The sequence below is a fragment of the Rhizobium sp. LCM 4573 genome (assembly GCF_001854865.1).
Lineage (GTDB): Bacteria > Pseudomonadota > Alphaproteobacteria > Rhizobiales > Rhizobiaceae > Neorhizobium.
In genome coordinates this window covers 106,403-131,873 of the sequence record NZ_MDDW01000001.1, presented here as the reverse complement: position 1 = coordinate 131,873, position 25,471 = coordinate 106,403, and the positions used below count along the sequence as shown (strand labels likewise).

Below are 25,471 nucleotides of genomic sequence, written 5' to 3'. Positions count from 1 at the left end.
CTGATAACCTTATATGCTTCGCTTGAAAACAAGATATTAGCGGTTCGAGGAAGATTGTTGGACACGTGTAGCGCGTGAGCAATCGCTTCAAGAACTCGGAGGAAAGGCAAGGGGCATGATGAGCGGAGTGATGGGCACGGTGGAGGATGCGAAAGGCCTTGCGGAGCCGCGGCAGGCGCTGCGCCGAACACTTGGCGAGGATATCGTGCTCAGCGAAGCGGAAGAGATGCTTCGCTACTGCCGCGACTGGCATGGCGACGTAACCAGCGGCGCGGTAGCCGTGATTCGGCCTCGCTCCACCGAGCAGGTGGCCGCTGCCGTGAAGGCTTGTCGCGAGCTCGGACTTTCGATCGTGCCGCAGGGCGGCAATACCGGTCTTGTGCTCGGCGGAATTCCGGATGCCCCGGAGCAGCAGGTGGTGCTGTCGCTGGAGCGCATGAACCGCATCCGCAAGATCGATGCCGATGATTTTTCCGCTGTCGTGGAGGCGGGCTGCATTCTTTCCGAGTTCAAGGACGCAATCGCGGAAAAGGGGATGTTCTTTCCGCTTGCGCTCGGCGCGCAGGGAAGCTGCCGGATCGGCGGCAACGTCTCGACCAATGCGGGCGGCATCAACGTGCTCCGTTACGGYATGACCCGCGAACTGGTGCTCGGGCTCGAAGTGGTCCTGCCGGACGGCAGTATCTTCGAAGGCCTTTCGACGCTCAGAAAGGACAATCGCGGCATTGATCTCAAGCAGCTTTTCATCGGTGCGGAAGGTACGCTCGGCATCATCACTGCCGTCTCGGTCAAACTGACGCCCTATCCGGATCAGGTGGCGACGGCGCTGCTCGGGCTTGCCTCCCTGGAGGACGCCATCAAGCTCTATCGTCGGGCCCGGCGCGATTGCTGCGATCTGATGTCCGCCTTCGAGTTCATGCCGCCGCTTGCTTTCACGCTGGCGCAGGAGGCGATACCCGATCTGCCGGTGCCGATTTCGGCGGAATACCCGGCTTATGTGCTGATGGAGATTTCTGGTTCCGGTCTCGTCGATATCGACGACCTGATGCAGCGGTTCCTGGAAGGTGTGATGGAGGAAGGCCTCGTCGTCGACGGGACCATAGCGGCATCCCAGAATCAGGCCCGGAACCTGTGGCTGATCCGCGAAGGTATGAACGAAGGCCAGGCGAAGCGCGGCGCTCACATGCGCACCGATATTTCCGTGCCGCTCTCGGATCTCGCGCGTTTCGTGGAAGAGGCCGAAAAGGCGGTTGCCGAGGCGCTTCCGGGCGCCGTCAGCGTTTCCTATGGCCATGTCGGCGATGGCAACGTGCATCTCAACGTATTGCCTCCGGACGGCAGTACGCCCGAGGAGCGTATCCAGTGCATCTACAAGGCCAAGACTGTCGTGAACGAGGTTCTCGACCGTTACACCGGCAGCATCAGCGCCGAGCACGGCATCGGCCGACTGAAGCGCCCGGATTTCGATGCGAGACTGCCCGAGGCGCGCCGCAAGCTGTTGACGGCGCTCAAGCATGCCATTGACCCCGAGATGATCATGAATCCTGGTTGTCAATTGAACTTCTAGCCGAATTGCTGGAAAAGACGCTTCTTGATTGCAGGGAGGAGCAGGCTTGGCGACGATCGATTTCAGTCAGATCAGACGGGGGGAACATCTGCCCGCGCGCATTGCGGCGCAGATCGGCAGGGAGATCAGCGAGGGGCGGATCGCGCCCGGAGAGAAGCTTCCCACCGAACACCTGCTGGCGAGAACCTTCGGGGTCAGCCGTTCGGTGGTGCGGGAGGCAATCGCCCAGCTGCGCAATGAAGGACTGGTGGAAACCCGTCAGGGTGTCGGCGCTTTCGCCACCGAAATAGAACGTCGGCAATCGCTTCGGATCGAGCAGGGGGACCTTTCCAACCGGGAAAGCTTCCGCGATCTTTTCCAGCTCCGCATCCCTCTGGAGATCGAGGCGGCAGGACTTGCCGCCCTCCATCACGTGCCGGAGGAGCTGGCCAAGATCGATGAAGCGCTTGCGCAGATGACCGGCGCGGAGAAATGGACAGAGCAGGGGATCGTCGCCGATCTCGCCTTTCACCGCGCGATCGCAGCGGCGACCCACAACGAATATTTCCTGCTCTTTATAGGCTTCATCGCCGAGAGGATAAGTCTCGCGATCAATGCCGCTCGCGCGACGGCAATTCTGGAGGAGATCGTCGAAGTCACCATCGCCGAGCATGTCTCCATCCGCGACGCGGTGGCAAGCCGCGATCCCGTCAAGGCGCGCGAAGCAATGCGGTACCATTTGACGGGAGCGGCGGCGCGTCTGGATTTGACGATCGAGAGTTTTTAGTCTTGAAGAACTATGGTCTGCGGGCAGGCCCATGATGTCTGTTCGGAATTAACAGAGTTTTCAAGACGCTTTACCTGCGCCCTAGACAGGGCCGAAAAGTCATACTAGAAGCGGGTCGTCTCGTTGTCAGACATCCTGACAATGGTGAGCCCGTACTCCGGGCTACGGGATGAGCGGAGGATTTCTGGTGAGTTTCGAGCAGGCGCTGAGCGCCGAATTAATCCTGCCTGCGGATGCATCCGACGCGATGCTTGTCGGGCGTGTTTGGTCCAAGGTGGCAGGCGGGCCTTGCCCGGTGCTGGTCTCCGGCGGGGAGGTGTTCGACCTTACTCCGCTGGCCGTGACGATTTCCGCCCTTCTTGAAATTGACGACCTTGTCGGCAGTTTGCGGGATGTGTCACGTTTTTCAAGCCTCGGTCCCGTCGATGCGTTTCTGAATGGTGAAGCCGGCGAGCTTCTGGCGCCTGCGGACCTGCAGGCCGTCAAGGCGGCGGGCGTCACTTTTGCCGACAGCATGCTGGAGCGGGTGATCGAAGAACAGGCCAAGGGCGACCCGTTGCGGGCGCAGGAGATCCGCGGCCGGCTGGCGCCGGTTCTCGGTGACAACCTCAAGGGCCTTGTTGCCGGTTCCGAAAAGGCGGCAGAGGTCAAGAAGCTTCTCCAAGAGCTCGGTCTTTGGTCGCAGTATCTGGAAGTCGGTATCGGTCCTGATGCCGAAATCTTTACCAAGGCGCAGCCCATGTCTTCGGTCGGCTGCGGTGCCGAGATTGGCATCCATCCGAAGTCCGACTGGAACAATCCGGAGCCGGAAGTGGTTCTGGCCGTCACTTCCAAGGGCAAGATCGTCGGCGCCACGCTCGGCAACGACGTGAACCTGCGCGATTTCGAAGGCCGCTCCGCGCTGCTCCTCAGCAAGGCGAAGGACAACAATGCGTCCTGCTCTATCGGCCCGTTCATCCGCCTCTTCGACGGCGCTTTCACGATAGAGGACGTGAAGAAGGCGGAGGTCTCGCTCCTCGTCGACGGTGGGGACGGCTTCACGATGACCGGCGTCAGCCCGATGTCGGCGATCAGCCGCAGCCCGGAAAATCTCGTCTCACAGCTTGTGAACCGCAATCATCAATATCCGGATGGTGTCGTGTTCTTCCTCGGCACCATGTTCGCACCCGTCAAGGACCGTCGCGGCGCGGGCCTCGGTTTCACTCACGAGATCGGCGACCGGGTGGAAATCTCGACGCCGAAGCTCGGCCGTCTGGTCAACCGGGTTGCGCACAGCGATAACTGTGCCGAGTGGACTTTCGGTCTCGGATYGTTGATGAAAAACTTGGCTCAGCGCGGCCTCTTGTAGGAAAACAGGGAGGAAAGAGTGCAGAAGGCAATCGATCTCTTTTACAAGGCATTGGAAATTCTGCTGGTCATCATGATCGCAGCCATGGCGGTCATGGTCTTCACCAATGTCGTACTTCGCTATGCGTTCAATTCGGGCCTCAACGTATCCGAAGAACTTTCACGCTATTTCTTCGTCTGGATCACTTTCGTGGGCGCTGTCGTGGCTTTTCGCGAGCATGGCCATCTGGGCGTAGAGACGCTGGTCGCGCATTTCGGCCGCAAGGGCCGCATCATCTGCATGATCCTGTCGAACATCGTCATCATCGCCTGTTCGGCGATCTTCTTCTGGGGCACCTGGAAACAGTATCCGATCAACGCCAGCATGGTGGCGCCGGTCACGGGAATCTCCATGGCATGGGTCTACGGGATCGGCTTCTTCACGGGCGCGGGATGCACCATCATCGCCCTGGAGCGGCTTTTCCGGCTCTTCACGGGCCGTGTGACCGAAGAGGAAATTGCTGCTTTCGCGGGTGAAAACCTGACGATCGAACAGATGGCGGAGCGTACCTGATGACCCTTCTCGTTTTTGTCGGTTCGCTTCTCGGCGCCATGGCGATCGGCGTTCCGGTCGCCTTCTCGCTGATGTTCTGCGGCGTCGTCCTCATGTGGTACATGGGGATGTTCAACACGCAGATCATCGCCCAGAACATGATCGCGGGCGCGGACACCTTCACGCTGCTCGCCATTCCCTTCTTCATCCTTGCCGGGGAGCTGATGAATTCCGGCGGGCTGTCGAAGCGCATCATCGACTTCGCCATTGCGCTTGTCGGTCATATCCGCGGCGGTCTCGGCATCGTGGCGATTGTCGCCGCCCTCATCATGGCCTCGATCTCCGGTTCGGCTGCGGCCGATACGGCAGCGCTCGCGGCGATCCTCATTCCGATGATGGCGAAGGCGGGCTACAACGTGCCCCGCTCGGGCGGCCTCATCGCAGCCGGCGGCATTATCGCACCGGTCATTCCACCTTCCATGGCCTTCATCGTCTTCGGTGTGGCGGCGAACGTATCCATCACGCAGCTCTTCATGGCCGGCATCGTACCGGGCATCATGATGGGCGTCGCGCTGATCGGCACCTGGCTGTGGGTCGTGCGCAGGGACAATGTCGCGACCCTTCCGAAAGCATCGGCACAGGAACGGTTGCGGGTAACCGGCCGCGCACTCTGGGCGCTCGGCATGCCCGTCATCATTCTCGGCGGCATCAAGGCCGGCGTCGTGACCCCGACCGAGGCAGCGGTGATAGCTGCCGCCTATGCGCTTTTCGTCGGCCTGTTCATCTACAGGGAACTGAAGTTTGCGGATCTGCCGCGCGTCTTCCTGCAGGCGGCCAAGACGACGGCCGTCATCATGTTCCTGGTCTGCGCGGCGCTTGTTTCGGCCTGGCTGATCACCGCGGCGAACATCCCGGCGGAAATCACCCGCTATATCGAGCCGCTCATCGACCACCCGACGCTTCTGATGTTTGCGATCATGATCCTGGTCCTGATCGTCGGCACGGCGCTCGATCTGACGCCCACGATCCTGATCCTGACRCCGGTTCTGATGCCGATCATCAAACAGGCGGGCATCGATCCGGTCTATTTCGGCGTATTGTTCATCATGAACAACTGCATCGGCCTCATCACGCCGCCGGTTGGCGTGGTGCTGAACGTGGTCAGCGGCGTCGGWCGCATTCCGCTCGGCAAGGTGACGATCGGGGTGTGGCCGTTCCTGCTCGCCCAGACGATCGTGCTCTTCCTGCTGGTCCTGTTCCCGGACCTCGTCATCGTGCCCGCACGCTGGCTTTACTAAACAGTTTCGATCAACCTTCTCAAACAACCGTCCAAGGGAGGACAAAATGAGAAAGCTACTTCTGACGACTACTGCAATCGCATTCGCCTGCTCGGCTGCCGCTCCGGCCTTCGCCGAGTTCCAGGATCGCAACATTCGCGTGTCGAACGGCATCAATGCGGACCATCCGGTCGGCAACGGCATCAACGCAATGCAGGCGTGCCTGGACGAGAAGTCGGGCGGCAAGTTGAAGCTCACCGCATTCTGGGGCGGCGCGCTCGGCGGCGACCTGCAGGCGACCCAGGCCCTGCGCTCCGGCGTTCAGGAAGCCGTCGTGACCTCGTCCTCGCCGCTCGTCGGCATCATTCCGGCGCTCGGCGTGTTCGACCTGCCCTTCCTCTTCGCCACTCCTCAGGAAGCCTATACCGTGCTCGACGGTGACTTCGGCGACATGATGAACAAGAAGCTGGAGGAGGCCGGCCTCGTCAATCTCGCCTACTGGGAAAACGGCTTCCGCAACCTGTCGAACTCGCAGCGCCCGGTCACCAAGTGGGAAGACTTCGAGGGCCTGAAGGTCCGCGTCATGCAGAACAACATCTTCCTCGATACCTTCCAGAATCTCGGCGCCAACGCGACCCCGATGGCCTTCGGTGAGGTCTACTCCGCTCTCGAAACCAAGGCGATCGACGCGCAGGAAAACCCCTATGTGACGATCGACACCTCGAAGTTCTACGAAGTGCAGAAGTACGTCACCGAAACGAATCACGCCTATACGCCCTTCCTCTTCCTGTTCTCGAAGCCGATCTTCGACACCTATGCTCCGGAAGAGCAGGCTGCTCTGCGTGAATGCGCAGTGGTCGGCCGCGATGAAGAGCGCAAGGTCATCGCCGATCTGAACAAGAAGTCGCTGGAGAAGATCAAGGAAGCCGGTATCGAGGTGAACGTTCTCTCTCCGGAAGAGCAGGCTCGTATCCGCGAGAAGTCCATGGTGGTCTACGAAAAGCACAAGGCCCAGATCGGCGCCGACGTCGTCGACGGCATCCTGGCCAAGCTTCAGGAAGTTCGCAAGTAACAGAAAAGGCCGCGCCTAACGGCGCGGCCTTCCTGCTGCATCAGAAAGCCCGCGGCTTATTCGGCCGCGGGCTTTTTTGTTTGTCACTCGGGAACGGCCGGCAGGACCTTTTCCTTCTTCTTGAGCGTCTGCTCGCGCACAAAGATGAAGAGACCGGAGGCGATGATGAGGGCCGCGCCAATCATCATGCCGAGCCGAGGCAGATCACCGAAGAAGAGCCAACCGAAGATCACCGCCCAGAGGAGCAGCGTATACTGAAGCGGCGCAACGGTTGCCGCGTCCGACATCTTGAGCGCCCGGTTGACCAGCATGTGCGCCGACATGGCGACGATGCCGAGGAGGCCGAGCAGCAGCAGGTCTCGGCTCGAGGCGATCGGCGCCCAATCAAACGGAACGAAGGCTAGTCCCGCCAGCCCGGCGCCCACGACCTGGAAAAAAACCAGGGTGCTGTCCGGCGTGCCGCGCAGGAAGCGCCCGGTGATCAGCATGAACGCGAAAGCCGCGCTGCCGATGATGGAGATAACCGCCGGCATGGTGAACATCGCGCTCGACGGCTCCAGCGCGATGATGACGCCGATGAAGCCGATGGCGATCGCGGTCCAGCGCCGCCATCCCACCTGCTCGCCGAGCAGGAAAGGCGAGACTGCCGCCACGTAGATCGGCGCTGCGAGCCAATAGGTCATGACATCTGCGAGCGGCAGGTACATGACGGCGTAATAGAAGCAGAAGACCTCGGCCGTGGAGAAGACCACGCGGGCGAACTGCATTCCCGGCCGCTCCACATTGATGAGGCTCGACGCTCCCGCCATCCAGACCATCGGAACCAGAATGAGGAGGGCGGCAATACTGCGCAGGAGCACGACCTGGCCGAGCCCATAGGATGAGACCAGCCATTTGCCCATGGCATCGTTCAGCGCGAACATCACCATGCCGAGCAGCATCAGCAGGGGGCCGGTTGCGGCGGAGATCTTCCGCTCCGCCGCGGTGGATGTGGTTGTCGTCAATTCTTCCTCCCTTGCAGTCTGCTTCAGATGTCGGACGCGCCGGATACCCGCCGGCTGACGGTGAAGGCGCGTTCGAGTTCCGGATTGAGTTCCATGCCGAGCCCCGGTCCCGGCGGCACGGTTATCATGCCGTTCTTCACTTCGGGAAGAGCGGTGACGAGATCGCGATACCATGTCTTATAGAAAGCGCGAACGCTTTCCTGCACCAGTGCGTTCGGCGCGTTGAGCGAAAGATGCGTGGAGGCGCAAAGGACCACAGGACCGGTGCAATCATGGGGCGCGACCGGCAGGTGCCAAGCCTCGGCCATGGAGGCGATCTTGCGCGCTTCCGAAAGACCGCCGCACCAGGAAATATCGAGCATCACGATGCCGGCCGCGCCCGTCTCCAGGTAGTCGCGGAAACCCCAGCGGGTAGCAAGCGTTTCGGATGCCGAGATCGGAGCGGGCGAGACTTCCGCATAACGCTTGAGGCTCGAGAGGCTGTCCATCTTGATGGGGTCCTCGTGCCAGAAGGTCTGGTAGGGCGTCAGCGCCTTGGCGATCTGCATCGCCGGCAGGAGCTGCCACATGGAGTGGAACTCCACCATGATGTCGATCTTGTCGCCGACGGCTTTGCGAATCTTCTCAAAGGGTTCGAGCGCGAGCTTCAAGTCCGGCATGGAGATGTACTGGCCGTGCGTCTTTTCGGCGGCCGCATCGAACGGCCAGATTTTCATGGCCGTGATGCCTTCCTCCAGCAATGATTCCGCCAGTTCGTCGGCGCGGTGCAGGAAGCCGTTCAGGTCGTCATAGCTCGTGCCGCCGGTCAGCCCGTAATTCGCGGTCGTCTGCCCGGTGTTCTTCTTGATGTATTCGGTGCCCGCGCAGGTGTTGTAGGTGCGGATTTCCTTGCGGCTGAAACCGCCGAGAAGCTGTGCGATCGGCTGGCCGGTCGCCTTGCCGAAAATATCCCAGAGCGCGATATCGAAGGCGGAATTGCCGCGCACCTCGGCGCCGGAGGAGCGGAAGCCGATATATCCGACGAGCTCGTTCGCCAAAAGGTCGATCTGCAGCGGATCGCGGCCGATCACGCGCGGCGCGACATATTCATGGATGTAGGATTCGACGGTTTCCGCGCCGAAAAAGGTCTCTCCGAGGCCGGTGATGCCTTCGTCCGTGTGGACGAGGACCCAGAGCAGGTTGGTTCGCTCGGCGACGCGCACCGTTTCGAGCTTCGTGATCTTCATGTCGTTTCCTTGGGTTTGGTCAAATCAGGCCGGCGTTCAGCAGGGCCTTGATGCTTTGGTCGAAGTGCCGGTTCATCAAGTCGGCGGCGGATTGCGGGTCTCCCGCGGCAATCGCCTGCGCGAGATCGAGATGGAGGGCGTTCATGGCGCGGCGCTCATCGTCATTCGCCCGGCTTTTCCAGCCGATCGGCCATGTCTGGCGGGTGACGCCCTGAAAGGCGCCGATGATGAGTGCGAAAACCGGATTCTTCGAAGCCTTGGCGATGGCAAGATGAAAGGCGAGATCATGCTCCATCACCTCGTCGGAATTGTCGAAGTTCTCCGCCATGGCCTTGGCGTGGCTGAGGATTGCGCGCACTTCGCCTTCCGTGCGTCGCAACGCGGCAAGCGCTGCTGTGCGCGCCTCGATCGTGCGGCGTGCGTCATAGATCTGCTGGATGTCGATCTGGTCGGTGACGACCCCGTGCTCGATGGTCATGGAGAAGGAGGCGTCGTCGAGTTCGGCGACTGTGGGCCGCTTGCCGGCTCCGAGCTCCACAAGCCGCAATGCCGCCAGCGAGCGTAGGGCCTCGCGGATAACGGTGCGGGAGACCTGCAGATCCTTCGACAGTTTTGCCTCGGCTGGCAGGCGGTCACCGGGCTTGAGGTCATTTTCCCGGATAAGTCGCGCAATCGCCGTCACCGCGCCGCCGACGAAATCGGCGCCGGTGAGATGCTGTGCGGAGTTGTTTTCCATGTGCTACGTCTTTTTAAAACCTGTAGTACAGGTTTAATAGGCGCAGCTGGTTCGTTTGGCAACATGCCTTGCGGGCGGCATCAGAAAAATTYGTCGAGGAAACGATAAAAGGAAAGTTTGGCGGGGTCAGGATTCGGCAGGCCATATCTGTCGAGGAAGGGCTGTACCCGTTCTTCTCCGAGATTGTAGCGAATGCTCCAGCACGCGAGAGCAATGTCCTGATGACGGTCCGCCACGCCAAGCCTTGCGCAAGCCGGTGAAACCGTGGTGATCGGCCATGATATTGGGCAGGCAGGCGTCACCGTGGGTAACCACAAGGTCTTCGACTGCCGGAGTCAGCGTTTCCAGTTCGCTGTAGAGTTCCTCGGACGAGCGGCCAATTCGCTCGTCATCGAAATCGGTCTCGTCTACCACGCCTGCCTGCATGCGCGCGCGGGCAAGCGAAAGCCGATTTTTCAGGCGATGGTCGAATGGGCAGGTAGAGTTATCGAGGCTGTGCAGCCTGCGGAGTGCATCCGCCAGGAACGTGACGCGATCCGCGGCGGATATGCCGTTAGYGGATGCAAGATCCTCACCTTCCACCGCGGTCAACAGCAGCCAGTTGCGCTCAGCATCCTGGGCTTCGGCCACAAGGGAGGCGCAGGGAATACCCTGTGCCGCAAGCCATCGCAGCCGCAGGGCTTCATCCGGAAGTTCGGCAAACGGATCGGCCGGTTCATGCTTCAGGAAGAGGGTAGGGCGATTTGCCGCCTCCAGCCGAAACACGCTCGCCGAAGATTTGCCGAGCATATTCTGCTGCCAGTCATAGCCGGCAAGTCGCGCTTCGAGATCGGCAGGCAGCTCGATTTCATCCGGGAGCGCGTTCATGGGAGACTGTTTCAGGCAACCGCCGTGTCATAGGCGGCAAGCGTCGTCTTCGCCCGTTTGACGACCTCTTCGGAGCTCATGCCCGGCTTGTAAAGGCTGGAGCCCAGGCCAAAGGCGGTGATGCCGGCCTTGATATAGTCGGAAAAATTCTCATCCGAGACGCCGCCCACCGCGGCGATGAGCAGGTCCTTCGGCAAAACTGCCCGGATCGCGGTAATGCCGGAGGGGCTGAGCACGCTTGCGGGGAAGAATTTGAGCCCCGTCGCGCCGGCCTTCGCCGCAGCGAGCGCTTCGGTAGGAGTGAAGACGCCGGGAAGCGTCACCATACCCTGGGCGGCGGCGGCGCGGATGACATCCGGCTCCACGTTCGGGCTCACCATCAGCTTGCCGCCGGCGGCATCGAGGCGAGCCACGTCATCGACGGTCAGCACCGTGCCAGCGCCGATCAGGCAATTCGCAGGCGCAAGCTTCGCGGCAATCTCGATGGACTTGAACGGTTCCGGCGAGTTCAGCGGGATTTCAATCGCGGTAAAGCCCGTCTCGATCAGTCCACCGACGACGGCTTCGGTTTCTTCCGGCTTCAATCCGCGCAGGATGGCGACCAGCGGATATTTCATCTCGGGAAAGGGAATGCGGGTCATCTGCCGGTCCTCATCGTTGTGCGAGCAGGAGTTTCTGTGCGGCTGCGGCAAGGCCGCGGCGCACCGCCTCATCGGCGTCGATCGTTTCATGGGCAAGAGAGAGCGCGCGGAACGCGCCTTCATAGAGGCCGCGCAGGCGGCCGGAAGCGACGAGCCGGATCGCCGGAATGGTGGCGAGCGCCGTAAGCCCTCCGGCGATCTCAGTACCGATCAGCGTGCCGGAAAGGCGGGCTGCGGCGTCGGTGGGGGAGAGCCCGTGCAGCAGCATGCCGGAGCGCACGGTGAAGAGGAAATTGGTGGCCTGCTGGGGGAAGCGGAAAGCAGCCCGCACGGCTTCACCGAAAACAGGATTGTCGCCGTCGAAGCCCTCAGCGCCATTCAACGAATGCGCGAGAACGGAATGCTTCGAGATGACGTCGAAGAGCTCGCCGGTCATATAGGTCGCGAAGCTGGTCACCGTCTCGCCCGAAAGGTGAACCCATTTGGAGTGGGTGCCCGGCATGCAGACCACCTGCTGGCCGACCGCGCGGGGATCGAGCGCGCCGAGAAGCTGGGTTTCCTCGCCACGCATCACGTCGGGCCTATCGGCCGCGCGCTGCGCAAGGCCGGGGAGGATGCGAATATCGCGGCTTTCGCCGGGAACCGGGACAGCGCCTTCCAGCACAGCCGGCAGGGAAGCGGGCACATCGACATAGCCGGCCTCGATCCAGCCCTGACGGGCGCCAGCCATGCCACAGACGATCACCGGCAGATCGGCAGGTGCGGCCAGGGCATCGAGATGGCTGGAAAGAATGGTCGAAAAGCCCGCCTTGGCGGCGGTCGTCATGCCTTCGCCGCTCCGCCGCTCATCGAGCACCTGTTTCTGCGAATCCATCAGCCATAGGCGAAAGCTGCTGGTGCCCCAATCGACAGCGGCATAGGCGGGTCGGGTCAAGAGAAGTCTCCGTCTGGGATCAAGGTCGGATGGCGCGGTTCTATCGCAGGTTCGACATAATGGACAGGGGGCACGGGATTGTTTTTGAGGTGTCCGGGCTCGGTTTCGGGTGCACCTGGACCGGTTATTCTTCCTTCGTGCCGACAGCTACTTCGGTTTTGCGAAGTAGCCAGAGAATGATGATCCCGACCGCCGTTGCGACTACGGCGACAAGCCACATGCCAAGCCCAACACAGAGACCGATCGCACCCGAAAGCCACATGCTGGCGCCTGTTGTCAGCCCTTTCACGTCTCCACGCGTGTAGATGATCACGCCGGCGGCGAGGAATGCGATCCCCGCGGTTACCGCTTCCACGAGGCGGATGGGATCGATCTGCACGGTATCCGGCTTGTTTCCGAACTCGTGCATGATTTGCAGCCCGACGAGAGCGAAGACAGTCGCGGCAAGGCCGATCAGCATATTCGTTCGAAGGCCTGCGGGATTTCTGCGGCTTTCCCTTTCCAGACCGATCAGGCCGCAGAGAATGACCGATCCGAAAATACGCGCGAAGAGCACCTCGATAACGACGGGGGCTTCATGGGAAAATTCGTCGGCGAGCGTGGTAAGCATGGTGGAGGGTGGTCCGGTCGTGGCGATTTTGCGACGGCCGGAAAATGCCTTTGCACAGGGATGGTTCCCTAAATGCGCCCTCCAGCTTCCGCGATAACACGTGTCAGGCTGCCGGTGGCCGGATAGAGGGGGATCAGGCAAGCCTGGAGCGCGTGGTAGATATCGCCCTTGCCTGGGAACAGCGTATGAGCGGGAACAAGATCCTCGGTCAGTTCCTCGTGCCAGCCGCCGTTCTTGTGGTCAATGAAGCGGTTGGCAATGGTGCTCCAGATCAGGCGATAGCTGTCTTCATAGAAATCGTCGTGCGGTAGGTGCTGGCTCACGAAATGGGCCGCACCCGCGCCTTCGCACATCGGCCACCAGAGCTTGTTGGTCTTGGCCGGCTTATCCTGCCAGTCCAGTGTATAGAAGAAGCCGCCCTTTTCCTTGTCCCATCCCAGTGCCATGGACTGAACGAACAGGTTCTTGGCCGCATCCGGCATCCAGGCGTGCCGCCTGTCGCCGAGTGTCCAGAGTTGCAAGACGAGACGTGCCCATTCCAGCCAGTGACCGGGAGTGGTGCCGGCCGGGCGGAACATCTCATCGCGGTGATAGTAATCCTTGTTGATCCGCCACTCGGTATCGAAATGTTCGGCGACGCGGAAGCCGACGCTGCCGGCGCAACGGCGGATCACGAGGTCGGCGATACTTTCGGCCTTGTCAAGATAATGTCTCTCGCCGGTGACTTCGAATGCCGCCATTAGCGCTTCGGTCAGGTGCATGTTGGAATTCTGGCCGCGATAGTTGCCGCCGTCGATCGGTGACCAATCCGCCTGGAATTCCTCGGCGACTGCACCATGCTGCTTTTCCCAGAATCTGGTCTCCAGGATTTCGGTAATGTCGGCGAGCATGCGGTCTGCGAGCGGATGGCCGATCACCTTGGCAGAGGACGCGGCAAGCAGCACGAAGGCATGGCCGTAGCCCTGCTTGCTGCCGTCGGCTGGGCCATCATCGTTCAGCGACCAATGGTAGCCACCGTATTTCCCGTCGCGGTGCTTGTGCCAGATATAGTTCATGCCGTGATCGATAAGATCGCCGGAGCCGGGACGTCCGAGCAGATAGCCGATCGAATAGCAATGCACCATGCGCGCCGAGGCGTGGATGCCGCGGACGGGATTGACGACGGCAAGCGGTCGTCCTTCGTCATCGAGATCGTAGAAGCCGCCCTTCGGATTCATCGCGCGATATTGAAAGAAATCAAAAAGGCCGTCGGCCTGATCGAGCAGCCAGCGGCGATGATAGGGAAGCTCATTCCACGGCTTCGACAATTGACCTGACTTGCTCATGATTTCTCCGGGATCAAAAGGGGTGGGCAATCGATAGGAACGGCTATAGCCTTCGGCCGTTTCGCTGTCACCGGCAAACTATGGTTCAAAAGCGTCGTCTTCCGATTATTGACATAAAGATATCTTTATGCGGTTATAGGCGCCAATGATTTAATGCAGGAGAAGCGCCATGTTCGAGGTACTCTTTGGTCCCGAGGCTGCCCCTCGGGACGGCGCGGAAATTCTGAGCGCTCTCAAGGCGGCTGCTCGCGAGCGAATCCTCGTCATTGACGGGGCGATGGGTACCCAGATCCAGGGGCTAGGCTTCAATGAGGAGCATTTCCGGGGTGAGCGCTTCGCCTCCTGCGCCTGCCATCAGCAGGGGAATAACGACCTCCTGATTCTTACGCAGCCGCAGGCGATCGAGGAAATCCATTACCGCTATGCCAAGGCGGGGGCGGATATCCTGGAAACCAATACCTTTTCCTCGACTCGCATCGCGCAGGCCGATTACCAGATGGAGAACGCGGTCTACGATCTCAACCGCGATGGTGCCCGGCTTGCCCGCCGTGCGGCGCTGCGCGCGGAGAAGGAGGACGGCAGGCGGCGGTTCGTGGCCGGCGCGATCGGCCCGACGAACCGTACTGCGTCGATCTCTCCGGATGTGAACAACCCCGGTTACCGGGCCGTGACATTCGACGATCTCCGCATCGCCTATGGCGAGCAGGTCGATGGCCTCATTGATGGCGGCGCGGATATCATTCTGATCGAGACGATCTTTGATACGCTTAACGCCAAGGCGGCGATCTTCGCCTGCGAGGAACGCTTTGCCGAAAAGGGCATCCATCTGCCGGTGATGATTTCCGGCACGATCACCGACCTTTCCGGCCGCACGCTTTCCGGCCAGACGCCCTCAGCGTTCTGGAATTCGGTTCGCCACGCAAAGCCGTTCACGATCGGGCTCAACTGCGCGCTTGGCGCGGATGCGATGCGGCCGCACCTGCAGGAGCTTGCCGGCGTCGCAGATGCCTTTATCTGCGCATATCCGAATGCCGGCCTGCCGAACGAATTCGGCCAGTATGACGAGACGCCGGAAATCATGGCCCGGCAGGTGGAAGGCTTCGGCCGCGAAGGCCTGGTCAATATCGTCGGCGGCTGCTGCGGCTCGACGCCGGATCATATCCGCGCAATCGCGGAAGCGGTGGCGCCCCACAAGCCGCGCGAAGTGCCGGAGCACAAGTCCTTCATGTCGCTTTCCGGCCTGGAGCCTTTCGTGCTGACCAAGGAAATCCCCTTCGTCAATGTCGGCGAGCGCACCAACGTCACCGGCTCGGCGAAGTTCCGCAAGCTGATCACCGCCGGCGACTATACGGCCGCGCTCGCCGTCGCGCGCGATCAGGTGGAGAACGGTGCGGCTATCATCGACATCAACATGGATGAAGGTCTCATCGACTCGCAGAAGGCGATGGTGGAGTTCCTGAACCTCATCGCGGCGGAGCCGGATATCGCCCGCGTGCCGGTGATGATCGACAGTTCCAAATTCGAGATCATCGAAGCCGGCCTCAAATGCGTACAGGGCAAGCCGGTCGTCAATTCGATCTCGCTGAAGGAAGGCGAGGAGAACTTCCTGCGTCAGGCAAAGCTGATCCGCAATTACGGCGCGGCCGTCGTCGTCATGGCTTTCGACGAGACGGGCCAGGCGGACACCTATGAGCGCAAGGTGGAGATCTGCAGCCGCGCCTATAAGATCCTGACCGAACAGGCGGGGCTTTCGCCGGAAGACATCATCTTCGACCCCAATATCTTCGCGGTCGCCACCGGCATCGAAGAACACAACAATTACGGCGTCGACTTCATCGAGGCGACCCGCACAATCCGCCAGACCATGCCGCTCGTGCATATTTCCGGCGGCGTCTCGAACCTCTCGTTTTCCTTCCGTGGCAACGAACCGGTCCGCGAGGCGATGCACGCCGTTTTCCTCTACCACGCCATTCAGGCGGGCATGGACATGGGCATCGTCAATGCCGGCCAGCTTGCTATCTACGAGAACATCGATCCGGACCTGCGGGAGGCCTGCGAGGACGTGGTCCTCAACCGTCGCGAAGACGCTACGGAACGGCTCCTCGAAATCGCCGAGCGCTATCGCGGCACGGGCGCCAAGGAGGCCAAGGCGCAGGACCTGACCTGGCGCGAATGGCCGGTCGAGAAGCGGCTCGAACATGCGCTCGTCAACGGCATCACCGATTTCATCGACGCGGATACCGAAGAGGCGAGGGTGAAGGCCAAGCGCCCGCTCGACGTCATCGAAGGCCCGCTGATGGCCGGCATGAACGTGGTCGGCGATCTCTTCGGCTCCGGCAAGATGTTCCTGCCGCAGGTCGTCAAGTCGGCGCGCGTCATGAAGCAGGCCGTTGCCGTGCTGCTCCCCTACATGGAGGAGGAGAAGCGGCAGAACGGCGGCGACGAGAGAAAATCGGCCGGCAAGGTGCTGATGGCGACCGTAAAGGGCGACGTCCATGACATCGGCAAGAACATCGTCGGCGTCGTGCTCGCCTGCAACAATTACGAGATCATCGATCTCGGCGTCATGGTGCCGGCGACCAAGATTCTCGAAACCGCGATTACGGAGAAAGTCGATATTATAGGGCTCTCCGGTCTCATCACGCCCTCGCTCGACGAGATGGTGCATGTGGCGTCCGAAATGGAGCGGCAGGGCTTCGATCTGCCGCTGCTGATCGGTGGGGCGACCACGAGCCGAGTTCATACCGCGGTGAAGATCCACCCGCGCTACGAGCGTGGCCAGGCGGTCTACGTCACGGATGCCAGCCGCGCGGTCGGTGTCGTGTCTTCGCTTCTCTCTCCCGAAACGAAGGACAACTACATCGGCACAATCCAGGCCGAATATGCGAAGGTCGCGGCCGCGCATGCCCGTTCCGAGGCGGAGAAGCAGCGCCTGCCGCTCTCGCGTGCTCGCGAAAATGCCCAGAAGATCGATTGGGATTCCTATCAGCCCGTCAAGCCGCAGTTCACCGGCACGAAAGTCTTCGAGACCTATGACTTGGAGGAGCTGGCTAAGTACATCGACTGGACGCCTTTCTTCCAGACCTGGGAGCTGAAAGGCCGTTTCCCGGCGATCCTGGACGATGAAGCGCAGGGCGAGGCGGCGCGCCAGCTTTATGCCGACGCCCAGGCGATGCTCGAAAAGATCATTGCCGAAAAGTGGTTCCGTCCGCGGGCGGTTATCGGCTTCTGGCCGGCGAACGCGGTTGGCGACGACATCCGCCTCTTTACCGACGAGAGCCGCACCGAAGAACTTGCGACCTTCTACACGCTGCGCCAGCAGCTTTCGAAACGGGACGGACGTCCGAACGTGGCGTTGTCCGATTTCGTGGCGCCGGCTTCGAGCGGCAAGGCGGAGTATGTGGGCGGTTTCGTGGTAACTGCCGGTATCGAGGAAGTGGCAATCGCCGAACGTTTCGAGCGGGCGAATGACGACTATTCCTCGATCCTGGTGAAGGCGCTGGCCGACCGTTTTGCCGAGGCCTTTGCCGAGTGCATGCACCAGCAGGTCCGCAGGGAATTCTGGGGCTACGCACGGGACGAGGCGCTGAGCAACGACCAGCTTATCAGTGAGGAATATGCGGGTATCCGTCCGGCGCCGGGCTATCCGGCCCAGCCCGACCATACCGAGAAGGCGACGCTCTTCCGCCTGCTGGATGCCACGGCGGCCACGGGCGTCGAACTGACCGAGAGCTACGCCATGTGGCCGGGTTCATCGGTCTCCGGCCTCTATATCGGCCATCCGGAGTCCTATTACTTCGGGGTTGCCAAGGTGGAGCGGGACCAGGTGGCGGATTATGCCAAGCGCAAGAACATGCCGGTCGAGGAGGTCGAACGTTGGCTCGGTCCGGTGCTCAATTACATCCCTTCCGCCGATGATGCAGTGGAAGACGCGGCGTAATGCTAGGTCGTCATCCTCGGGACAAGTCCGAGGATGACGACGGGGGCGTATGAGCCTCCCACCAACAATCAATCCCGAACAATCAGGAAGTCCGTCGCGTTGAAACGAAGCGTCACGGTCTCGCCCGGCTGCGGCAAGACGGCGTCGGGCGCGTTGAACATGTCGAAGGAAATCTGATTGCCGCCGATATCGATCTTGGTGCGGATGACCGAACCCAGAAAATGAGATGATATGACGGTGCCTGTCAGTGCCGTGTCGCCCTTGGCGTTTTCGGCAAGCGATCCAGCCTCGGGGCGAAGCGCGATCGAGATCTGGTCGCCGTGCGTCAATGCGCCGATCGGTTCGCGCAGCTTGATGATCTGATCGCCGATCTTCACCGTATTGGTGGCGGGATCGGCCACGGTCGCCTCGATCATGTTCAACGTGCCGACGAAGGAAGCCACGAAACGGGTTGCCGGGCGATTGTAAATTTCCGAGGGCGTGCCGATCTGGTCGGCATGGCCGGCATTCATCACGACGATACGGTCGGAAATCGACAGCGCTTCCTCCTGGTCGTGCGTGACGAACACGGTGGTGATGCCGAGCTGGCGCTGGATCTGGCGGATTTCCTCGCGCAGCGAGACGCGAATCTTCGCATCTAGCGCCGAAAGCGGCTCGTCGAGCAGGAGCACCTGCGGCTTCGGCGCGAGCGCGCGGGCAAGTGCTACGCGCTGCTGCTGTCCGCCCGAAAGCTGATAGGGATAGCGGTCCGAAAGATGATCGAGCCGGATCAGCGCCAGCATCTCCTTCACGCGCTCCTCGATTTCCGTCTTGGGTTTACCCGCCACCTTGAGGCCGAAGGCGACATTGTCGAAGACGTTCATATTGGGGAAGAGCGCATAGGCCTGGAAGACCATGCCGATGTTGCGCTGGCTGGTCTTGAGYCCATTCTGGTCCTTGCCGTTGATGCTGATCCTGCCGCCGCTCGGGCTTTCGAAGCCCGCGATCATGCGCAGCACGGTGGTCTTGCCGCAGCCGGAGGGGCCGAGGAAGGAGATGAATTCTCCCTTCTGGACGGACATGTCGAAATCCTTGACGACCTGCGTAGCCCCGAAATTCTTGTTTATGTGGTCGAGAACCAGAAACGACATGCAATGAAATTCCTCAAGTCCGGGCGGGCGCCAGTTTGCTGAAACGGGAGACGAGCTGGATGAGCGCAAGGCAGCCCCAGGTGATGGCGAACGCGATCACGGAGAGGGCGAAGGGCTCATAGGCCTTGTTCGCGCCGATGCGCTGGAGATACGGGCCGAAGGCGGGCCGATCCAGAAGGGCCGCGAGCGTGAATTCTCCGATAACGATCGCAAAGGTCAGGAAGGCGCCCGAGAGCACCGCCGGAACGACGTTCGGGAGGATGACCCGGCTCAGGATGGTGGTCCAGCCGGCGCCGAGGCTTTGCGCGGCTTCAGTGAGAGTCGCCACATCTATCGTGCGCAGGCCGGTATCAACGGCGCGATACATGTAAGGCAGCGCCAGCACCGTATATCCGAAGGCGAGAAGCAGATTGGTGCCCGCGATCGATCCGGTCAACGGCAGCCAGCTCGACGTGTTGTAGAGGCGGATATAGCCGAAGACGATGACGATCGCCGGGATGACGAGCGGCAGAAGGGTCAGGAATTCGACATAGGGCCGAGCCCAGGGCATTTTCAGGCGCACCCAGAAGGCGGTCGGAACCACGATCAGGATGCCGATCGCAATGGTCGCCAGCGCCATGACGACCGAATAGGTGAAGGTCGCCTGGAATTGCGGATCGGCCAGGACGCGGGCATAGGCGTCCAGGCTATAAACACCGCGCCGGGCCTTCAGGGAAAACTCGAAAAGCCCGCTTAGGGGAACGAAGAAATAGAGCAACCCGAAGATCAGGACTACCCAACCGGTAATACGTGCCCAGATGCTCATTTCAGCCACCTTTCGGCACGGATGCGTAGCCAGATGTAGATGATATTGGCGATGGCGGTGACCACGATCATGCCGAAAGCCATGGCGTAACCCAGATGTGGATTGCCCAGGACGTCTCCGCGAATTTGCGCATAGAGCTGGATGGGAACGATGTTCAGGCTCGAGCCCGTCAGCGCAATGGCGGTCGCAACCGCGCCGAAGGCGTTGGCGAAGAGGAGCGCGAAGGTGCCGAGCAGCGCGGGAAACAGGATCGGCAGCGCCACCATGCGCCAGTATTGCAGCGTTGTCGCTCCCAGCACCTCGGCCGCCTCGCGCCATTCGCGCCGCAGGCCTTCGAGCGCCGGGGCGATGATGAGGATCATCAATGGAATCTGGAAGAACAGATAGGTGATCGTCAACCCCCAGAAGCTCAGGATATTGAAGCCTAAGTCCCGCTGGAGAATGATTCCGAAGTTCTGGCGCAGAAACAGGGTGACGAGCCCGACGGGTCCGAATGTCGCAAGGAAGGCGAAGGCGAGGGGCACGCCGGCAAAATTAGAGGCAACCCCGGAAAAGGTCATCAGCGGCGACTTGATCCAGCCAGGTACCGCGCCGAAAACGACGGCTGCGGCCATGCCGAAACCGATCAGGCAGCCGAGGGCTGCCGAAGCAAAGGAAACCTTGACCGAAATCCAATAGCTCGACGGTATCGTTCCGGTGTTGAGATCGATGATGTTTTGCAGGGTGAACGCGCCGTCGCGGGTCTGGAACGCACCGATCACGATGTGCATGGTCGGCAGCACGAGGAACAACAGCACGAAGATCACGAAGGGCATGAGGCCCAGCCAGGTGAGGGGCAGGCGTGGCCTATGCCTGGGGGAGGCTTGGTTCATATGTGCTGTGTCTTTCCCCGGTGGATTCTTGTGATGTTTTGGCAAAGGTGCGGCCACCATGTTCAGATGGCAAGCCCGGCCCGATCGGGCCGGGACAACTGAGTTGAGCCGCTTACTGGACGTTGGCGCCCACGACGCTATCCCAGCCGCCGGTTACGGCCGTCTTGTTGGCGTTCTGCTCGTCGACGGTCGGGAAGACGGCCTTTTCGTAGGCTTCGGCCGGGGGCAGGGCATCCACCAGCTCCTGCGGGATCTTGCCGGCCTTGGCCATGGCATTGAAGCGGGCCGGGTGGCAGTAGCCTTTCAGCCAGAGGTTCTGGCCCTCGTCAGAATAGAGATATTCCATCCAGAGCTTAGCGGCATTCGGGTGCGGCGCATAGGCGGAGATGCCCTGTACGTAAACACCCGCCAGAACGCCCGTCTTCGGAACGACGACTTCGACCGGCGGGTTGTCCTTCAACTCGTCACGCCATGCCAGTGCGTTGTAGTCCCATGCAACGGCGATCGGGGTGGCGCCCTGGGCAATCGTGCCGGCCTTGGCAATGACGGGAACGAAATTGCCTGCCTTGTTCAGCTCGGCGAAGTAATCCAGGCCAGCCTTGCCGGCGGCTTCACCTGACGCTGCGCCCTTGGAGAGACCGGCGGCCAGGACGGCGAGGATCGCCTGGTTGGAGGCGCGCGGATCACCCGCGAGAGCCACTTGACCGGCATATTCCGGCTTTACAAGGTCAGCCCAGTCCTGGGGCACGTTCTCGACCATGTCCTTGTTCACGATGAAGGAGAGAACGCCGTAATAATCACCATACCAGTAGCCTTCGGGATCCTTGACGTTGTCCGGGATTTCGTCCCAGGTCGAGACCTTGTACGGCTGCAGCAGGCCTTCTGTCTTCATCTGCGGGCCGAATGACAGGCCGACATCGACCACGTCGGGAGCCTGCGGACCCTTATTGTCCTTGTTGGCCTTGACGGCCTCGACCTCGTCAGCCGAGCCGGCATCGGGGTTGAGCTCGTTGACCTTGATTTCCGGGTATTTCGCCTTGAAGCCGGCAATGACGTCGCCGTAGCCGCACCAGCTATGGGGCAGGGCGATGGTCGTCAGCATGCCTTCCTTCTTGGCGGCTTCGATCAGTTCGGCGCTCGGTTCGGCAGCCGCAAGGCTGGTGGAAGCGATGAGGGCTGCAGCCGTCAGCGACAGCAGGCGTCGGTTGTTCTTGAGCACGGTATCCTCCTAGGGTTCAGGGCGTCTCGGCGCACTCGTAGAGCCGTTTCATGAATGCGATGTGACAGCGAGGTAGGTGAGCATTTTCTCATAAGTTCCCTATTTGGCTGCCGAATTTACATGCGCATGCGTTTATTCGAAGCGAGGCTGGCGGCCCGGTCGGCGGAACAATCGCGTCCGCTCGAACAGGCCCTCCAGCGAATTCATGCGTTCCCGGGTCTCCGTCCATGTGGAGCTTTGTACGGCCTCGATGAGGGCCTCCACCACGAAGAGGGTTATGACGGAGGAATCCCATGCGGAGGGCGCCTCGATCCGCATCTTGAAGATGTGTTCGGCGTGCTTCGCCACGGGTGACGACCAGACATCCGTGAACAAGATGATGACGACGCCGTTGGCCCTTGCGGCTTCCGCGAGCGTCGCCATCTCCTGCTCGTAACGGCGGATATCGAATATCACGAGCACATCGCCGGCATTCATGTTCAGCACATGCTGCGGCCAAGAACTGGAATTGGTGGAGATCAGCGTCGTCTTCGGACGGATCACTTGCATATGGGTGAAGAAATATTCCGCAAGCGCTCCGGTGATGCGGCCGCCGACGAAATAGATACTGCGGCTGCGATCGCCCAGAAGAGCGGCCGAGCCTTCGAAGGTTCTGGTGTCGAGATCGGAAAGCGTATCGCGCAGATTGCCGGTGATGGCATCGGCGAAGCGGTTGAGGATATGCGTGCCCGGTGCGTTGGACGCCCAGCGATCATGCTTGGCGATCGGGTTCGAGAGCGTCGCCTCGAGTTCCTGATGCAGATGCGACTGGAATTCCGGATAGCCCTTGTAGCCGAGCTTCTGCACCATGCGCGCGACGGTTGGCGTGGAAACGCCCGCACTCTCCGCGATCGTGGTGATGCTGCCGAGGCCCGACACCGGGTAGTTCTCCAAAATCCGGTCCGCAAGCTGCCGTTCAGCGCGTGTGAGGCTTTCGTAACGAGCCCGGATGACATCCGATACGGTACGCGCTGTGGTTGGCACGGAACTGTTCCCTTTCCCGGTCTTCGCCGGTTGAAAAAGATTTAACAATCGTTCCCGCACGTGTGTCAATGGTGGCTCTGAAAAGATTTTTTCAGATTTCGATTGACGGTGGCTAGAAGATGAAGAATTCTCTTCGTTAATACACTTTCAATCATATTCCGAGGCGAGCATGCTGGTTCAGTCGGAGTTTTTCACGAAGGCGGACGGTGATCCCGTCGCCGTGGAGAACGCTGACGGACGCAGCGAGGTGCTGCTGGTTTGCGAGCATGCTTCCAGCCGGCTGCCGGAGCGCTACGGCGATCTCGGGCTTTCGCAAGAGGCGCTTGCCTCCCACATCGCCTGGGATCCCGGCGCGCTCGCCGTTTCGCGGCTGATGTCGCGCAGTCTCGACGCCGTGCTGATCCACCAGCGCTTTTCCCGCCTGATCTACGATTGCAACCGCCCGCCGGAATCTCCCGCGGCGATGCGCGATGTCAGCGAGGTCTTCCGCATTCCCGGCAACGAGAACCTGACGGAGGCGGAACGATCGCTGCGAACCACCTCGCTTTACCTGCCGTTCCATGGGCGTATCCGCGAGGAGATTGCGGAAAGGCAGGCGAGGGGGCGACCGACGGTGCTCGTTACCGTCCATAGTTTCACTCCGGTCTATTTCGGAAAGCTGCGCGAGGTTGAGATCGGCATCTTGCACGAGAAGGACAGCCGGCTTGCCGATCGCATGCTCGCCGCGGCCGCGGATACCCGTCTCTACCACGTCGCGCGCAACGAGCCCTATGGGCCAGCAGACGGAGTTACGCATACGCTGGAGGTTCACGCCCTGCCGGCGGGGCTTCTGAACGTGATGATCGAAATAAGGAACGATTTGATAGCAGACGAAACCGGCCAAGGGGTCGTGGCCGATTTTCTGACAGGCCTGCTGCGGGAAAGCCTCGCAGACGTCTAACCATAGGACCCGGGGAGCAGTGGAAGCTGCGACGCGCACCGACACCGAGAAACAAGCGGGCGGCGTGCGAGATTTCGAGGGGCTTGGTCGGCCTTCGGCGCCGGCTGCCCGTTTTCTTGGATTAGGAGAGAAGGGCATGGAAAGTTCATCCGCAGGCGTCAGCTACAAGAAGGCTGATGCATCCTATTTCGAAAAGAGGGGCCTCTCGCGCTATGCGGGGGTCTGGTCGCTTTGGGCGCTTGGCGTCGGAGCGGTCATTTCGGGCCACTTTTCCGGCTGGAACTTCGGTTTCGCGACCGGCGGCTGGGGCGGCATGCTGGTTGCCGGCATCATCATCGCCATCATGTACCTTGGGCTCACCTTCTCGATCGCCGAGATGAGCCCGGCGCTGCCGCATACGGGAGCGGCTTATTCCTTCGCCCGCACGGCGATGGGACCGTGGGGAGGATTCATCACCGGGCTTTGCGAGAACGTCGAATATGTGCTGACGCCGGCGGTTATCGTCACCTTCATCACCGCTTATGTGAACTCGATCTTCGGGTTCGATCCCGCCTATTCGCCGCTGATATGGATCGTCTTCTATCTGATCTTCCTGGGGCTCAACGTTTTCGGGCTGGAGCTTTCCTTCAAGGTGACGCTGGTCATCACGGTGATTTCGCTGGCGGTGCTGGTGTTCTTCTGGATCAGCGCCATTCCGAGCATGGATTTCTCGCGCTGGGCTCTGAATGTCGGCGCCGGCCCGGACGGCGCGGCGATGGAGCTGCCGGAGGGCAATGGAGAATGGTTCCCCTTCGGCTTCTCCGGCGTGCTCGCAACGCTGCCATTCGCCGTGTGGCTGTTCCTGGCCATTGAGCAGCTTCCGCTTGCCGCCGAGGAGTCGGTCGATCCCAAGCGCGACATGCCGAAGGGCATCATCCTCGGCATCATCACGCTGATGATTTCCGCCTTCATGATCGTGCTCCTCAACCCCGCTGTGCCGGGCGTGGGCTCCTTCCATCTCGGCTCTTCGCTTGAGCCGCTGCTGGACGGCTTCCGGGCGATCTACGGCGATAGCGGCGTCGTGCTTCTCGGCCTCGTGGCGCTGACGGGCCTTATCGCCAGCTTCCACACGATCCTCTACGCGCAAGGCAGGCAGATCTACTCGCTCTCACGGGCAGGTTATTTCCCGACCGGACTCTCCGTGACGCATTCGACCTACAAGACGCCTTATGTCGCGATGATCACGGGGTCCGTGGTCGGCTTGGCAGTCATGCTGACTATCTGGTTCGCGCTCGGCGCGGAGCAGGGCGGTAGCGTCATCGGCAGCGTGCTGCTCAACATGGCGGTGTTTGGGGCGATGTTCTCCTACATCATGCAGGGAATATCCTTCATCATCCTGCGCAAGAAGCTGCCGAACATCGAGCGGCCCTTCCGTTCGCCGCTCGGTATACCGGGAGCCGTCTTGACGATCATCATAGCGGTCGTCACCCTGATCTACCAGGTACAGGATCCGAACTTCTCGAAGGGGGTTCTCTGGGTTGCCATCTGGTTTGCAATCGCGATCGCCTATTTTGCTGTCGTCGGGCGCCATCGTCTCATCCTCTCCCCGGAGGAGGAGTTCGCGATGGAGCACAAGCAGGCGGCTTCGCTCGTTTAAGG

Annotated in this window: 21 protein-coding genes and 1 pseudogene; 9 read left to right on the top strand and 13 right to left on the bottom strand. The window is 61.0% G+C overall.

Translation table 11 applies throughout. The features are described from left to right. Positions 1–130: 130 nt before the first annotated feature. The 6 genes from LCM4573_RS00665 (at position 131) to LCM4573_RS00640 (ending at position 6,561) form a co-directional block, all read left to right on the top strand. Entirely contained in the window at positions 131–1,567 is a 1,437-nt protein-coding gene (locus tag LCM4573_RS00665; protein ID WP_407071709.1) for an FAD-binding oxidoreductase, read from the top strand. A 46-nt stretch (positions 1,568–1,613) separates the two neighbouring features. Next, positions 1,614–2,333, top strand: coding sequence for a FadR/GntR family transcriptional regulator (locus tag LCM4573_RS00660; protein WP_071003940.1), 720 nt, complete (start codon positions 1,614–1,616; stop codon positions 2,331–2,333). A 169-nt stretch (positions 2,334–2,502) separates the two neighbouring features. Next, positions 2,503–3,681: a fumarylacetoacetate hydrolase family protein gene (locus LCM4573_RS00655; RefSeq protein ID WP_083347257.1), complete on the top strand. Its 1,179-nt coding sequence runs from the start codon at positions 2,503–2,505 to the stop codon at positions 3,679–3,681. An 18-nt stretch (positions 3,682–3,699) separates the two neighbouring features. Continuing rightward, positions 3,700–4,233: a TRAP transporter small permease gene (locus tag LCM4573_RS00650; protein ID WP_071003938.1), complete on the top strand. Its 534-nt coding sequence runs from the start codon at positions 3,700–3,702 to the stop codon at positions 4,231–4,233. Further along, on the top strand, positions 4,233–5,510 hold the full coding sequence (locus tag LCM4573_RS00645; protein ID WP_071003937.1) for a TRAP transporter large permease: 1,278 nt from the start codon (positions 4,233–4,235) through the stop codon (positions 5,508–5,510). The genes LCM4573_RS00650 and LCM4573_RS00645 overlap by 1 nt, the downstream gene beginning before the upstream one ends. Positions 5,511–5,556: 46 nt before the next feature. Continuing rightward, positions 5,557–6,561 carry a TRAP transporter substrate-binding protein gene (locus tag LCM4573_RS00640; protein ID WP_071003936.1) on the top strand — a complete coding sequence of 335 codons (1,005 nt, stop codon included), beginning with the start codon at positions 5,557–5,559 and terminating at the stop codon, positions 6,559–6,561. 83 nt (positions 6,562–6,644) lie between these two features. Here the strand turns inward: LCM4573_RS00640 and LCM4573_RS00635 are convergent, their stop codons facing one another. The 8 genes and pseudogenes from LCM4573_RS00635 to LCM4573_RS00600 all read right to left on the bottom strand — a co-directional run bounded on the left by LCM4573_RS00635 (position 6,645) and on the right by LCM4573_RS00600 (position 13,904). Further along, positions 6,645–7,502: a DMT family transporter gene (locus tag LCM4573_RS00635; protein WP_071005058.1), complete on the bottom strand. Its 858-nt coding sequence runs from the start codon at positions 7,500–7,502 to the stop codon at positions 6,645–6,647. 86 nt (positions 7,503–7,588) lie between these two features. Further along, positions 7,589–8,791, bottom strand: coding sequence for a mandelate racemase/muconate lactonizing enzyme family protein (locus LCM4573_RS00630; protein ID WP_071003935.1), 1,203 nt, complete (start codon positions 8,789–8,791; stop codon positions 7,589–7,591). Between the two features lie 19 nt (positions 8,792–8,810). Next, entirely contained in the window at positions 8,811–9,527 is a 717-nt protein-coding gene (locus LCM4573_RS00625; RefSeq protein ID WP_071003934.1) for a FadR/GntR family transcriptional regulator, read from the bottom strand. An 80-nt stretch (positions 9,528–9,607) separates the two neighbouring features. Beyond that, positions 9,608–10,394 (bottom strand): annotated as a pseudogene (locus LCM4573_RS00620) (APH(3') family aminoglycoside O-phosphotransferase). An 11-nt stretch (positions 10,395–10,405) separates the two neighbouring features. Continuing rightward, entirely contained in the window at positions 10,406–11,035 is a 630-nt protein-coding gene (locus LCM4573_RS00615; protein ID WP_071003933.1) for a 2-dehydro-3-deoxy-6-phosphogalactonate aldolase, read from the bottom strand. 10 nt (positions 11,036–11,045) lie between these two features. Then, positions 11,046–11,969, bottom strand: coding sequence for a 2-dehydro-3-deoxygalactonokinase (locus LCM4573_RS00610; RefSeq protein WP_083347256.1), 924 nt, complete (start codon positions 11,967–11,969; stop codon positions 11,046–11,048). Between the two features lie 124 nt (positions 11,970–12,093). Continuing rightward, positions 12,094–12,579 carry an MgtC/SapB family protein gene (locus LCM4573_RS00605; RefSeq protein WP_071003932.1) on the bottom strand — a complete coding sequence of 162 codons (486 nt, stop codon included), beginning with the start codon at positions 12,577–12,579 and terminating at the stop codon, positions 12,094–12,096. A 68-nt stretch (positions 12,580–12,647) separates the two neighbouring features. Then, positions 12,648–13,904: an AGE family epimerase/isomerase gene (locus LCM4573_RS00600; RefSeq protein WP_071003931.1), complete on the bottom strand. Its 1,257-nt coding sequence runs from the start codon at positions 13,902–13,904 to the stop codon at positions 12,648–12,650. Between the two features lie 169 nt (positions 13,905–14,073). Between LCM4573_RS00600 and metH the strand changes: the two genes are divergently transcribed. Then, entirely contained in the window at positions 14,074–17,844 is a 3,771-nt protein-coding gene (gene metH / locus LCM4573_RS00595; RefSeq protein ID WP_071003930.1) for a methionine synthase, read from the top strand. A gap of 68 nt (positions 17,845–17,912) precedes the next feature. Here metH and LCM4573_RS00590 read toward each other — a convergent pair whose 3' ends face one another. From LCM4573_RS00590 to LCM4573_RS00570, 5 genes are all read right to left on the bottom strand, one after another. Then, positions 17,913–18,974, bottom strand: coding sequence for an ABC transporter ATP-binding protein (locus LCM4573_RS00590; RefSeq protein ID WP_071003929.1), 1,062 nt, complete (start codon positions 18,972–18,974; stop codon positions 17,913–17,915). A gap of 13 nt (positions 18,975–18,987) precedes the next feature. After that, complete coding sequence (locus LCM4573_RS00585) at positions 18,988–19,779, bottom strand: ABC transporter permease (protein WP_071003928.1); 792 nt, start codon at positions 19,777–19,779, stop codon at positions 18,988–18,990. Continuing rightward, positions 19,776–20,651: an ABC transporter permease subunit gene (locus LCM4573_RS00580; RefSeq protein ID WP_071003927.1), complete on the bottom strand. Its 876-nt coding sequence runs from the start codon at positions 20,649–20,651 to the stop codon at positions 19,776–19,778. The genes LCM4573_RS00585 and LCM4573_RS00580 overlap by 4 nt, the downstream gene beginning before the upstream one ends. Positions 20,652–20,763: 112 nt before the next feature. Then, positions 20,764–21,870, bottom strand: a complete 1,107-nt coding sequence (locus LCM4573_RS00575; protein WP_071003926.1) for an ABC transporter substrate-binding protein — start codon at positions 21,868–21,870, stop codon at positions 20,764–20,766. A gap of 132 nt (positions 21,871–22,002) precedes the next feature. Beyond that, positions 22,003–22,893 (bottom strand): MurR/RpiR family transcriptional regulator, encoded by an 891-nt coding sequence (locus LCM4573_RS00570; RefSeq protein ID WP_071003925.1) that lies wholly within the window; start codon positions 22,891–22,893, stop codon positions 22,003–22,005. A 169-nt stretch (positions 22,894–23,062) separates the two neighbouring features. On the opposite strand from LCM4573_RS00570, the gene LCM4573_RS00565 reads away from it, so the two are divergent. After that, positions 23,063–23,833 carry an N-formylglutamate amidohydrolase gene (locus LCM4573_RS00565; protein WP_071003924.1) on the top strand — a complete coding sequence of 257 codons (771 nt, stop codon included), beginning with the start codon at positions 23,063–23,065 and terminating at the stop codon, positions 23,831–23,833. 136 nt (positions 23,834–23,969) lie between these two features. Next, entirely contained in the window at positions 23,970–25,469 is a 1,500-nt protein-coding gene (locus LCM4573_RS00560) for an amino acid permease (protein ID WP_071003923.1), read from the top strand. Positions 25,470–25,471 lie beyond the last annotated feature (2 nt).